Annotated in this window: 15 protein-coding genes; 11 read left to right on the forward strand and 4 right to left on the reverse strand. The window is 57.4% G+C overall.

Annotated features, from left to right (window positions below; genetic code table 11):
* Window positions 1–53: 53 nt before the first annotated feature.
* From G1C95_RS04135 to G1C95_RS04180, 10 genes are all read left to right on the forward strand, one after another.
* Window positions 54–1,145 carry an AAA family ATPase gene (locus G1C95_RS04135; protein ID WP_169171689.1) on the forward strand — a complete coding sequence of 364 codons (1,092 nt, stop codon included), beginning with the start codon at window positions 54–56 and terminating at the stop codon, window positions 1,143–1,145.
* The gene (locus G1C95_RS04140; RefSeq protein ID WP_169171690.1) at window positions 1,142–2,086 is read left to right on the forward strand and encodes a DUF58 domain-containing protein; all 945 of its coding nucleotides are present in this window, start codon (window positions 1,142–1,144) and stop codon (window positions 2,084–2,086) included. Before G1C95_RS04135 ends, G1C95_RS04140 begins: the two co-directional genes overlap by 4 nt.
* A complete protein-coding gene (locus tag G1C95_RS04145; RefSeq protein ID WP_240947415.1) occupies window positions 2,083–2,637 on the forward strand; it encodes a hypothetical protein in 555 nt (184 codons plus the stop codon). The genes G1C95_RS04140 and G1C95_RS04145 overlap by 4 nt, the downstream gene beginning before the upstream one ends.
* The gene (locus G1C95_RS04150) at window positions 2,634–3,698 is read left to right on the forward strand and encodes a VWA domain-containing protein (protein WP_169171691.1); all 1,065 of its coding nucleotides are present in this window, start codon (window positions 2,634–2,636) and stop codon (window positions 3,696–3,698) included. Before G1C95_RS04145 ends, G1C95_RS04150 begins: the two co-directional genes overlap by 4 nt.
* Window positions 3,695–4,732: a vWA domain-containing protein gene (locus G1C95_RS04155; protein WP_169171692.1), complete on the forward strand. Its 1,038-nt coding sequence runs from the start codon at window positions 3,695–3,697 to the stop codon at window positions 4,730–4,732. Before G1C95_RS04150 ends, G1C95_RS04155 begins: the two co-directional genes overlap by 4 nt.
* Entirely contained in the window at window positions 4,729–5,295 is a 567-nt protein-coding gene (locus G1C95_RS04160; protein ID WP_240947416.1) for a DUF6466 family protein, read from the forward strand. The genes G1C95_RS04155 and G1C95_RS04160 overlap by 4 nt, the downstream gene beginning before the upstream one ends.
* Window positions 5,296–5,616: 321 nt before the next feature.
* Window positions 5,617–5,931 (forward strand): hypothetical protein, encoded by a 315-nt coding sequence (locus G1C95_RS04165; protein WP_169171693.1) that lies wholly within the window; start codon window positions 5,617–5,619, stop codon window positions 5,929–5,931.
* On the forward strand, window positions 5,928–7,535 hold the full coding sequence (locus G1C95_RS04170; RefSeq protein ID WP_169171694.1) for an esterase/lipase family protein: 1,608 nt from the start codon (window positions 5,928–5,930) through the stop codon (window positions 7,533–7,535). The genes G1C95_RS04165 and G1C95_RS04170 overlap by 4 nt, the downstream gene beginning before the upstream one ends.
* Window positions 7,536–7,547: 12 nt before the next feature.
* On the forward strand, window positions 7,548–7,865 hold the full coding sequence (locus G1C95_RS12390) for a hypothetical protein (protein ID WP_205832701.1): 318 nt from the start codon (window positions 7,548–7,550) through the stop codon (window positions 7,863–7,865).
* Between the two features lie 4 nt (window positions 7,866–7,869).
* Window positions 7,870–8,175: a hypothetical protein gene (locus tag G1C95_RS04180; protein WP_169171695.1), complete on the forward strand. Its 306-nt coding sequence runs from the start codon at window positions 7,870–7,872 to the stop codon at window positions 8,173–8,175.
* Window positions 8,176–8,276: 101 nt separating this feature from the next.
* On the opposite strand, the gene G1C95_RS04185 is transcribed toward G1C95_RS04180, so the two are convergent.
* Window positions 8,277–9,035, reverse strand: a complete 759-nt coding sequence (locus tag G1C95_RS04185) for an acyltransferase domain-containing protein (protein ID WP_169171696.1) — start codon at window positions 9,033–9,035, stop codon at window positions 8,277–8,279.
* Window positions 9,036–9,610: 575 nt separating this feature from the next.
* Here G1C95_RS04185 and G1C95_RS04190 point away from each other — a divergent pair.
* Window positions 9,611–9,988, forward strand: a complete 378-nt coding sequence (locus G1C95_RS04190; RefSeq protein WP_169171697.1) for a hypothetical protein — start codon at window positions 9,611–9,613, stop codon at window positions 9,986–9,988.
* On the opposite strand, the gene G1C95_RS04195 is transcribed toward G1C95_RS04190, so the two are convergent.
* The 3 genes from G1C95_RS04195 to G1C95_RS04205 form a co-directional block, all read right to left on the reverse strand.
* On the reverse strand, window positions 9,962–10,990 hold the full coding sequence (locus G1C95_RS04195) for a sensor histidine kinase (RefSeq protein WP_205832702.1): 1,029 nt from the start codon (window positions 10,988–10,990) through the stop codon (window positions 9,962–9,964). The two genes, G1C95_RS04190 and G1C95_RS04195, sit on opposite strands and share 27 nt — an antisense overlap.
* Before the next feature lie 129 nt (window positions 10,991–11,119).
* A complete protein-coding gene (locus G1C95_RS04200) occupies window positions 11,120–11,932 on the reverse strand; it encodes an ABC-2 transporter permease (RefSeq protein WP_169171698.1) in 813 nt (270 codons plus the stop codon).
* Between the two features lie 17 nt (window positions 11,933–11,949).
* Entirely contained in the window at window positions 11,950–12,891 is a 942-nt protein-coding gene (locus tag G1C95_RS04205) for an ATP-binding cassette domain-containing protein (RefSeq protein ID WP_169171699.1), read from the reverse strand.
* Between the last annotated feature and the right edge of the window lie 6 nt (window positions 12,892–12,897).

Consider the following 12,897-nt stretch of genomic DNA (forward strand, 5'->3'; position numbering starts at 1 on the left):
AGAACAGAGACAATGGGGAGTGATAATCGGCACGCGTAGTTAGAGTGGTGGGCATGACTGTCTTCCCCACGCAACCGAATATGCCTCCCCAGCCCGCGATTCCACGGCCTCTTGCCGGCATGCCGACCATGCCCGCGGCCATGACGGAAGTATCGCTGAGCGCTGATGACACCAAACGCGCACAGGCGCTGGCAGCCAGCATTCGCGCACGATTCGCCCAGACGCTGGTCGGACAGGATGCTCTGCGCGAATCATTAATCGTCACTCTGGTGGCCGGCGGCCATATACTCATCGAATCCGTGCCCGGCTTGGCCAAGACCACGGCGGCACAGACTCTGGCCACCTGCGTTTCCGGCTCGTTCAAACGCGTGCAGTGCACCCCCGATCTGATGCCTTCCGATCTGGTGGGCACCCAGGTGTTCGATTTCGCCTCCCAGCGGTTCACCACGCAGATTGGCCCCATCCACGCCAATTTCGTGTTGCTGGACGAGATCAACCGATCGAACGCCAAAACACAGTCCGCCATGCTTGAGGCAATGGCCGAAGGGGCGACGACCATCGGCGGCCAGCGCATCAGCCTGCCCAAGCCGTTCATGGTGATCGCCACTGAAAACCCCATCGAAGAGGAAGGCACGTTCAATCTGCCCGAAGCCCAGATGGACCGCTTCATGATGAAAGCCGTGATGACCTATCCGACGGCCGAACAGGAGGCGCGCATGCTGTCCATGCTCACGCGTCGCGGTTCCGATATGATCGGCCCCGACACCATCACTGGCGAGCGCATTGGCGTGGGCGATGTGGAATTCCTGCGCCAGGCCGCACGTCGCGCGCATGTTTCGGATGCGATTATGCGGTATGCGGTTGATCTCGCCGCCACCTCGCGTGGTGCCGGCACCCGCCCGATTAAGGGGCTTGCGTCGTTGGTGCGTCTCGGCGCATCGCCGCGCGCCACCATAGCGCTTACACGCATCGGCCAGGCCAATGCGCTGCTCGCCGGACGCGACTATGTGGTGCCGGAGGATATCAAGGCATTCGCCCACGAGGTGTTGCGCCACCGCATCATTTTGACATTCGAGGCTCTGGCCGACGGCGTGACGTCCGACCAGATTGTCGACAGCATCGTCGAAACGGTTCCTGTTCCGTGATCGACGATCCCATTCGCAGAAAAATCGAGGCCCTCACCACCCAGCTGAGCTTGCCAACCGTGCGCAAGGCGTTGGGTGTGCTTGAAGGCGAGCATGCTTCCGGCCGCCGCGGCGGCAGCGGAGGTGTGTTGGATGTGCGCGCCTATGAGCCTGGTGACGAATCGCGCCTGATTGATTGGAAGACTTCCGCACGCCAGGGCCGACCCATGGTGGTGCAGCGCGAACGGCTCTCCACGTCGCGTGTGTGGATGCTGATGGATGTTGGACGTCAGATGACCGGCACATGTTCCTCGGGCGAGACCGCCTGGCAGGTGGCGGCCAACGCATTGCGCATGTTCGCCGCCCTGTCGCTGCGCCGCGCTGATGATATTTCATTGGTGTTCGGCGATGAGGCGAGCATCACCCGCATTGCGTTCCATGGAGGGTTCGCCCAGTTCGAACGCACTGTGGATCAGGCGTTGGAGCGGCGATGGGAACATCGACGCAATATTGATGCGCTGCTTGATTATGCCCGTCGTATCAAAGACAGCCAGGCGATGATTGTGCTGGCCACCGATGAGCATGCGCTTGAGGAGCGCCATCTGACTGTTATACGGCGTATCGCTCGCACTCATCCGGTGGTGTTGATCAATGTGGCTACGCTTAATCCTTTTGCGCTGCCGGACCGCAAAGGCCCTGCTGTTTTGGACGGGCTCAGTGGACGTCGTGTGCCGGCGTTTCTGCGCAGCGCCAAGGCAGCCGATGAGGTGCGCACGCACCGTAACTCCATGGCGGCACTGTTGGATCAGGAATTGTCACGCTGTGGTTCGCATATGATTCGCGCAGCCTCCAGCGAGGCGATGTTCAATCAGTTTGTGCGCTTGGTGTCGGTTTCGTTGTCCCGCAGCACGCGCAATCAACTGCATGCTGTGCCCGAATTGAATCTGGCAGGTGGACGATGAACGTGTATGTGATGGCCGCTCCGTCTGTTGCAATCGAACCGGCGGATATGCAGCCGGTTGCTCCGCTGGAGCTGACCGGCACCTTAACCGCTGTAATCGCTGTTTGTCTGCTGGTGGCGCTGGTTCTGGCGATTCTGGCGATTGTATTGTCTAAGCCAAGGCGCAAGTCCGATAAAGGCAACACAACGCGCGGCGCGCATCGTGACGTTGGTTCCAAAACCGTGTGGCGCGAACGTATCAACTCCGTGGTCGCCCGTCATGAGGCCGGCGAATTGAGCCGTCAGGAGGCCTTTGTGCAACTGGCATTCATCGCCCGTGACTTCGCCACGTCGGCCAGTAATACGCAATTGTCGGCCAGTACCTTGGCTGATCTGAACCGTATGGATCGAACTGGCTCGAACCGTGAGGGACTGAATGCGCTGCGGCAAACCATCGCCGCGCTGTACCCTCCTGAATTCGCCAATGCATCGCTAAATAGCACGGCCGGTCAGACTTCGGTGCAGCAGGCGGCCGAATGGGTGTCAACACTAGTGGAAAGGTGGCGTGCGTGATGTTGCAATGGCATTGGCCATGGGCCGCGCTGGCCGCAGCACTGGTGGCCTGCGCGATTATCATACTTGTGGTGGTGGCGTGTTCGCGCAAGCGCCCGTCCGCGGATGATCATGTGGTGTTTTCTTTAGGCGATGATCTCAATACCGAGCACGCCTCACGCCTGTTGCGCCAATGGCGTGCGCTGTCGCGCCTGTCCGTTGCATTGCTGGTAGTGGCGCTGGGCCTATCTATCGCCATGGTGGCCCGCCCCAGCCAGGTCGACGAAGGTGACGAACGTGCTGCCAGCCGTGACATCATATTGTGTCTGGATGTGTCCGGTTCTACGCTGCCTTATGACCGTGAAGTGATCGACACCTATCTTAAACTTATCGAACATTTCCAAGGCGAACGCATCGGCCTCAGCATTTTCAACTCGACTTCGCGCACGGTATTCCCCCTAACCGACGACTACGAATTGGTCAGAGAGCAGCTCACCCTGGCCTCCGAGGCGCTGAAGGGCGTGCAATCGCAGGATGACATCGATCAGATGAGCGACGAAGACTACCAGCGGATTTCGGATTGGCTTGAGGGCACGCAGAATCGTAAGAATGCCACCTCGCTGATCGGCGACGGCGTGGTGTCCTGCGCGGCGATGCTGCCCGGCTTCACCTATGGGCAGACCGACGAACAGGGCGATTCGCGCACACGTGCCGCCTCAATCGTGCTGGCCACCGACAATGTGGTGTCTGGCACGCCAACCTATACCTTGTCTGAGGCATTGGATTTGACCGAACAGACGAATATCACCGTAGACGGTCTATATTCCGGGCCGAAGTCCAGTGAATCGGATCAGACCACCGCTGACATGCGTTCAGCTATCGAAACGCACGGAGGTGTGTTCCTCACCCAGTCGAATGGCACGAGCGTGGATGAACTGGTGCGCGATATCGAATCGCGCCGCGATCAGGAAAGCGACAGTAAGGCGAAGGCTGCGATGATTGACGCGCCGGGCCCGTGGCTGCTGGCGATGACGATTGCGCTGATTGCCTGGATGGTGTGCGTCTGGAGGTTGCGTCGATGAATGGATTCACCTTCTCCCCCGCACTTGGCTGGGTTGCCGGCGGCCTGTTGGCCGGACTGCTGGCGATAATGGCTGTAGCCGAAATCGTTCTGTTTATTCGTCGCCGACGTGCGTTCGCCAGCGATGAAACCGTATGGGCTTGTGTGCGTCGCACGCTGATGCTTTTGCTGGCAGCGGTGATGATGTTGACGCCCAGTCAGGTGACGACCACCACGTCGCGTGCGGTCAATGCCACTGATGTGATTGTGGCGGTGGATGTCACCGGTTCCATGGCTGTGGCCGACGCCCATTATGGTTCCGACGACACCGTTACGCGCATCGACGCCGCCCGTCAGGCCGTGCACGACTTAACCCAAACCTATGCGAATGCCAGTTTCGCCGCCATACGATTCGGAGCGTCCGGCACACTTGATGTGCCATTGACGCCGGATTCTGCAGCCATCGATAATTGGGCCGATACACTGGCCGTGGAATCCACTGGCGTGTCGGCCGGATCCAGTCTGGATACGCCAATCGACCAGTTGCTGCTAACGGCCAAGGCCATTCGCGAAGCACACCCAGATGATGCGATCGTCCTGTATCTGATCAGCGACGGCGAACAAACATCGACGAAAACTCGCCGTACCTTCTCATCGCTACGGCGTTATCTGGATGATGGTTTCACCGTGGGCGTGGGTTCCGCCGAAGGCGGGCGCATTCCCGTGATCACTGATGGCGCCAACGCAGGAAACACGGATTCCAACGACTCGTGGATCACGGATCCTGATACCGGCCAACCCGGCATTTCCAAGATGGATGCCGGCAATCTCGAAGACATCGCTGATGAAATCAGCGGCAGTTATGTGGCCTTGGATGCTACGCATACTGTGTCTGACGCCGTCTCCTCAAAAGTTTCGAATGATTGGCGCGTAACCACCACCGCCAAGGAACGCACGCGCGTGGCTGCGGTGGTGTGGCCTCTGGCGATTGCGTTGGCCTTGCTATTGGCCTTCGAGATAGGCGCTTGGATCACAACGTCAAGGAGGCTGCTATGACAACGCATCATGCTCGCGCGCCGCTGGCCGTTCGCCTCATCATCGCGGCACTTGCGGCACTGCTGATTGTTGTGGCGTCGCTTGCTGCGATCAACCTGTCTGCCGCGGCAAAGTTCAATCAGGCAACCCAGTCGTTGAATGCGAATATTCAAGCCGCGCAGGACGAGAGCACAGATGTGGACACGCTGAATGCCAGCCAGCAGCAAACCGATGCGCAGTTCGCCGAAGCGGGAAGCATGCGTGCCGTGCTGTTGCCGCAAATCCGCGATGCCATCGATGCCAATGCGCAATTATCCCAGGAGCTGACGCGCATCACCCTTGAACGTGCGGAACAGCTTCATAATGGCGGCACTGACGGTCAAACACAAAGCGGACAATCAGGGCAGTCCTCTGATAACAAATCCACCGGCGGTTTAAGCGAAGAGCAACGCCAGCAGGTTGAAGAGCTGATGCAGGCAAACAAGCCTTCTACCAGCTCAGACAACGACGGCACCACCAGTCGCAATAATCAGGACCAGCAGTCGGGCACCACTTCGTCTAATGGAGAAGCCAAGCCCTGGTAGTCGTTTATCCTGGCAGGCTCGTTTATCTTGGAGCCTTATCTATCTTGGCAGCTCTGCCTAGATAGACAGCCCCAACCGCTCAGGGTTCCAACGGATTCGGTTCGTTTCGATTGTTGTGGCACTCGACGGGAATCCTGTTTGTCGGGGTAACAATCGAATCAGACGACACACCGGGCTTATCCACAACAGTTGTGGATATGAAACCCTGCAGACAGGCTTATCCACAACATTTGGTGATAACTTCATCGATAAACGATAAGCTCTCTCCACATAGGTCGATTCAGCTGGACAAGCTGGCCACAGCTACCTTTAGCTGGGTGTATGAATATTGTTCACGCACCCCTTATTGATACAACAGGCGGCCTCGCCGGCAATACGGTGACGCCGTTCGACTACGGCACCTGCCCCTGCCATCAGGCGACGCAGCGCAGTCGGGATCTCATACGCATCCAATGCGCCTCCACCTCAGCCTCAACAGAACGCGCCATAGCCGCCATCGATCGTTCGCGCACCATAGCTTGGAGTGGCAAAGCCGCTGATCTGTTCCGCTCCCGGCAAGGCACGAGCCTGACCAATGCATCGCTGCTATCCGATGAGGTCTATGCCACCGTTCGCATGGTTGGTGGTGCACCATGAGCGAGCACAACGATTATTGGCAGGTGGAGTCATCCATCCATGGCGGAGTAGGTTTCGCGCCGGCCACATTGGAGGAATATACCGCCATCGCCAAAGCCTTGGATGACGAGGCTGCGGGATTCATGGCCCTGGCAGCATCCTGGGGTTCGGTAGGGCTGCAATTGCAAGCGCACCGCACCAGCGCACCCATGTGCCCAGTGCTGTCTTCAGAAGTGCCGAGCACAACCTCGCCCGGTCACACAACACTTCCCTTTGCCTCGCTCAGCGCTCGTTGCGACGCCCACGCAGTCACATGCCGAAAACTGGCCGAAGAACTCAGCGCCACAGCCGGACTGCTCATACGCGCACATTCGCTGTATTCCGAAGCCGAATTGGCCACCCGACGCATTATCGGGGAATTGCTGCAAGCCGGCACCCAGGCCAAACCCGGATATGCACTCACCGGCACAGCGGCAGTCGCTGCAGGAGGTTTGCTGGCCGGATGGGCCATTGATGGGCGACCAAACCCGGCGTGGATGTCCACGTTCACCGCGCCACTGCAGGAGGGCGTGCTCAGCGGTGTCGGTGCCATGGTGGGTGGCATCCCCATCGGCGAGGGCGTGATCCATACGAATGAGGTGAACACGGCCGCTGGCAGAATCGCCGGCGTGTCCGCACCAATGAAGAACCTGGCGCAGGGCGATCATCTGATTGTGCGCGAAGTGCGCGCGAACAGCGAGGTCGTGCGTGCCAGCAGATCCGTGGGCGATTCGATGGAGAATCTGCGTCGTCTCGCCGAGGAGAGGCTGGGCAAAATACAACTCAACAGTGGGCTTGAATATGGCACCATCGCCATCCAGCGTTATGAGCGTGTGGACGGTTCCAATGCGTGGCTGGTTACGATTCCCGGCACCGACGGGCAACCTGATTCGCCGTTCGGATGGATGCAAAATGTGGAGTTGACGAGTGCGGATCAGGCACAACGCAAGCAAGCGGATAGCGCTCGTATGGTCGCCGAAGCCATGCGGCAGGCTGGCATCGGTGCTGACGAACCGGTGGCGTTAATCGGGCATTCGCAGGGCGGTATCGTGGCCGCCACGCTTGCTTCGGATTGGGCCGATGAGTATTCCATCGAACATGTGGTAACCGCCGGATCTCCGGTGGCGAATCATCCGATTCCAAGCAAAACATGGGTGACCAGCGTGGAAATCGAAGACGAGCTGGTGGTTGAGCTTGATGGGGCCGCCAACCCGGCCACCGACAATTGGCTGACCATACGAGGGCACGTCTCCCCCGCGCCGGCCGCTACAGAAGGCTCAATCGATGAGAACGGCTCATGCACACCGGGCGCCACGCCGATCGCAGGTTCCACCCCGTATGATGCTGCTCCGGTCGCCGGTGCCACCGACGGTCGCGAAATCAGTCATTGGCTCAAATACCATCAGGCGGCCTATCAGAATGCCTCCGACCTGGGTTCGCCCGCCGTGCAGCGCCACGAAGAACATTTCCAATCCATCATCGCCGGCCAACTCAAACAAACCCAATACTTCGAAGGCCGCATGACAAACGCTGCCACGCTTACCCCGGATCGCAGGCACGACACCATTGACCCTCTGTATAGGTAGGTGATCATTATCATGGTTTTCAACACGCGTAATACACATCGTAATACGACGCGTTATACTACTGATACACGGATAACGATTCATCCCCACGCCTACAAGCACGGTCTGACCGCCGAACAAATCCACAGCGCTTATGAAACAGGCTGGAGAGGTGCCGTTATTCGTTGGACCGACCGGGACAGCGATCCACCAAGGAAAGCAACCATCGGTTTCGATGCACAATTACGCTGCATCGAATTGCTGTATGTCGAACTGCAGGACGGACGGATACTGGTGTTCCACGCGGATTATGCCACAAAAGCATTCCGCAAACAGATACGGAAAGGATGAAATCATGGCTGAGTACATCGCCGAAGATGGCACTCTAATCACAGAGGAAATGATTGACCAGTGGGTGAATGAGGCCGAGCAGGGCTTTCCTCACTCCATAATCACTCCCATTAGGCCCTTGGCATGGCGAGCTATGAAGCAGCAGACAGATTACACGCCGATGAAACCTCACGCCATCCGCATGACCGACATGTTGTGGCAACGGGTGAAGAAGGCTGCCAAAGAGCAGAACATGGACACCAGTACCTATGTACGTCAAGCCATCGCTCGCGCTCTGACCGAAGACGCACGTAACACTTCCGCTGCCTAGCCATGGCGTCTAACGCCAATACGCATATCAGTCGCCAACTCCCTAATGGAATTGGCCGAAGTCCAAATCAATTACCAACACAGGCTGGATATCCCTCAGCATCATGCTTCGTCTCCACATGGCTTCAATCTACCGACGGCGGCACCAATATAGCCTCCTTGCAGCAGATGCCGTTTGATAGCGCGCTGCAACGACGTGTGTTCCGGCAGCTCGGCTACGGGAGCGGGATTGCGCTGAAATACCCATTCGCGCCAATGGCTATCTTCGGGATGAACGGCGACGATATCAAACATACGTTGGAACCGTATGATATTCGAAGCATCAGGCAGCAGTTTGGCGAGTTCGGGGCTCAGCAGCCAAGAATCGCAGGCATATGGCGCGTCCGCATATTCCGGGAAAAACCTCTCGGTGAACGTCTTGGCTCGCCGCAGCGAATCCGCACATGCTTCGGGCGCGATACTAGCGTTGGAGGCGATATGGATGTTAATCTGTTTGCCGTCGCCCGGCAGAAACGAATCCTCGGCAGTGCATGGGTATTCGAATTCCAACTGCCCCAATCGAAACAGCCGCAGACTCAGCTGACGCCATGTCCATGAGTCCCGGTCGAATCCGTATGTACCGTAACTTATGCGATGCTCATTCGAGAATCTGGTGAAGCATTCCATAGTATCTACGAACACCGTATCGGGAATGCCACGTCTGCGGTATTCGGCGAGTGTTAGCTGGGATGCCTGCCAGCTGATGGCCAGCATACGTAGATCATCCAATCCTACGGTCTGGCGAATGAACGTCGTGGCTTGTCTGGCGGTCGCCGGATCCACCAACTGCGGCAGCATAGCCGCGATATCATTATCGTTCATATAGCTATAGCCTCCTATGGTTTGAGATTCCAGGCCCTAACGATGGCGTACGCGCCATAATTGTTCGCCATCACCCTTCTTAGTGGTCTGCCATGAGTCGCAGCGTTCCTTACTCTTTCCTAGGGGCTACGGAACAGCACGCCTCGATGATGGCTTGGTTGATGCGTGCACGGCAGTCCAATAGCCATCGTGCATCGTGCTGGTACTTGCGAAACATAAGCAGTGTATCCAATCCCTGCTGAATTAGCGCCATCGTCCGCTCACGTCATGGATGGATCGTAACCGAGATAATTCACACGAACCACCAATTTTCTGCAAGGGATCTACAAAGACAACGTCATAAACCATCATGGGAGCCTCACCTTTCATTACTCAACCCTGAGCGCATACCCTTCCCAACCACCGGCAACTCATCATTCATGATATACAACAAGATGTTAACGTCAGCATTCCAACTGATGTAAATACCTACAAAGCTCGGACCACACAATTCACACAGTCCACCCGTAGCCAAACTGCCAATCCCATACTTACCAGTTTTGTCAACAAAGGGATTGACACTATAATAAGCGTTCGTGAACACCTATCGGATCACTGTAAAACCCGGCAAGAAGTATTGGATTCTCGAAATCCCCGGCATCGGCGTCACCCAAGCTCGGACCAGCAAGGAAATCGAGACAATGGCTCGCGATCTAATCACAGTGATGTCCGGCGAAACACATGCCAGGCTGGAATTCGATACGCGTCTGCCGCAGTCAGTACAGAAACATCTTAATAAGGCACGGCATCTGAAAAAGTGCGAAGCCGAGGCACGCGCCGGCGCCGCACGTGAAACCCGCGCCGCTGCGCAGGAATTATATGGACTTGGACTAGCGCTGCAACAGATCGGCGACATTCTCGGCGTATCCCGCCAACGCGCACATCAATTAGTGAACGCGCAGCTCGATGATTAGGCAAGGCTGCCCACCCGCGCCGTTACCGTCCGTGCGTTCCAATCGAGCCGTCAAAGACATTCCCATGGATTGAGCCAATGTTTGGGCGACAGAAAGTCCCAACCCAGATCCACCTGATGAACGGGCGTCATCAGCCTGATAGAACCGTGCGAACAGACGATTTGGATCAAGCGACGCGACAACACCGCGATCGAGGGTATTGGCAAACGTGACAGTACGGCCGCGTTGTGTAATCATCGGCGAACCCTCACCATGCCGCAACATATTGATGACCAGATTGTCGACGATGCGCACCAGCGCTGCCTTATCCGCCTCGACCTTAAAATCCTCGTCTTCAAACTCCACTATCGGCTCCCATCCGCGTTCCTCAAATTCGGGATAATGTCCCACAAGAACGCCGGCGACCAGCGAATACACTGTCACAGGTTCGATATCGAGTTCACGATCAGGGTCGTTGGCCCGTGCATAGGAGAACAACTGGTCAAGTAGATCACGCATATCAGCTAGGCGATTCAGCGCCGCGGTTAAATGCCGACTGGACTGAGGTACATCCCCAGACTCGGCGAGACTACCATCACCACCACGGACCGTCACCTCCTTGTCCCCGCTCCATTCTGCAGAATTGTGTTGAATTGCATCTTCGTGGGACGAAGTGGCACAAGACTTGCTGGCAAGGTCATCCAATGCAAGTTGGATATGACCCTGTGCGCCCATCAGCGGCGTACGCACGTCATGGGCGAGAGCCGACATGCCTCGTTGAAATTCCTGACGCTCTCCGATGGATCGAATGCGTTCGGATTGGATTGCATCAAGCGTGGAGTTGATCGCCTTAGCCAGTTCACGCCATGCTTGCCCCGGCACCTGCACATTGAGACGAGCGTTGCTGCCGGCCGGCCGATGTTCAAGGAATCGCGCGGCACGCCGATGTTCACGGGCAACCATCATCGCCATACTCAGCGCACCGCACGCGATTCCCACGATCAACGCCACCACATATCCCATATGCCCATCCTAATTACCACAGATGCCTTCACATCAGCATGAGATCCCTCGACTCCGCTCGGGATAACGAAAAGAAACGGGCTTTGTTCGTCATCCCGAGCGGAGTCCGAAGGACGAAGTCGAGGGATCTCAGCACACGCTGCGATGACGATTGATCAGCACAGCGGCACCGCCGGCGAGCGCAATCCATCCGACAAAGGCAATCAGCGCATGCAGCCACACCGGCATACCGCCGATTGCGGCGGTGGCGTCGAGCTGCGAGAAATTGTAGGAGGGCAGCCATTCCATCGCATTCGCGAACCATGACGAGACCGGCTTATCGAACAACTGGGCGGCCGTAAACAACGCGACCTCCGCAGGCCCCATGGGTTGCACCACAAGCATCGTGACAATGCCCACTCCCCTGCTGCGACACAGCCATGTGGCGAAGGCAACAACGGCCGACATCGCGAACACGCCCAGCATCACCAACCCCACAAAGCCGAAGTAGACGCCCCAATTCTCCCGTTGGTCGAATCGGAATCCCAATATACCGAATCCGATCTCCGCGGACACGATGTATACCAGCGTATGCCACACCGTCAGCGCCGCCAGCGTCAACAGTCTGCCGACATAGTAGCCTCCCATAGATCGCCCGGCTGCGAGGTTTTTGATAAATCCGGTTTCGAAGTCCTCGTTGACAACCAGCACTGCAAAAATCGTTGCCAGAACGCTCAACGTGGTGTCGGTGATGCCCAGTTCGCTCAGCAGCATGGCATGGCTGTCGAATCGCATGGAGTCGAACATCGCTGTGTCGGCATCGAGTTCGCCCTCCACATGCCGGACCATATAGAAGCTCAGGGCAATCAGGCCGATGTTCATCACGGCGATCAGCGCGGTCATCACCCACAGTTTGCGCCCGTGAATCAGACGATAGATATCGGATTTGAATATGTTGATCATGGCTTGCTCCCTCTTCTTCAGCGCCCGCGCGATTCCATAAGGGACACAAAGTATTCCTCCATGTCCTTGGACTGCACGGACATCTCGCGAACCTCCTGCCCATTGGCGTGCAGGATGCTCAACACTTGGTCAGCATCGAACGCGCCGGAAATGATGATTGACCCGTCCGGTTCGGCGACGAGACGTGTCTGTGCGCCTATACGCTCGCCAATCGAAGGCAGATTCCGGTCTGAGCCGAGACAATCCTCCAGCAGCGCCATCGTTCTCGTCGGGTCGGCGGTACGCACGCGCAGGCTTTGTCCACATTCGCGGGTTACGTCGTCGGCGGTCATCTCACGCATCATGCGGCCGTTTGCGATCACGCCGTAGTGCGTGCACATACGCTCCAACTGGTCGAGCACATGAGAGCTGATCACAATGGTGATGCCGCGGGTTTGGTTGAGATTCACCAGATAATTGCGCATGGATCGGGCCGCTTCCGGATCGAGACCGTTCAACGGTTCATCGAGTAGCAGCAGATCCGGGTTTCCCAGCAACGCCAATGCGATGCCGAGCCGCTGCTTCATACCCAGTGAGAATCCTTTGACCGGTTTGCGTCCAACATCGCCAAGCCCTACCTGTGCCAACAAGTTATGGCAGACGGGTTTGGGATCAGGCACGCCGAACGCGATCGCCTGCGTCATCATCGTGTCGAAGGCGTTCAGATTCGACATGAGACCGGGGTTCTCGATCAGCATGCCGATACGTTGGATACCTTGCGTTTGCCCGCCGAACAGTGCAATCTCCCCGCCGGTCGGCGTCACTAATCCGGCGATCATCTTCATCACCGTGGATTTGCCTGCGCCATTTTTGCCGACGAATCCGTAGATTGCACCTTGCGGCACATGCATCTCGAAATCGTCAATCACTCGCCTGCCCGCGTACCGTTTGGCGAGCGCGCGAACTGTCACCACATCCATGGCCGT

The organism is Bifidobacterium oedipodis (genome assembly GCF_012932425.1).
In the GTDB taxonomy this organism is placed as follows: domain Bacteria; phylum Actinomycetota; class Actinomycetes; order Actinomycetales; family Bifidobacteriaceae; genus Bifidobacterium; species Bifidobacterium oedipodis.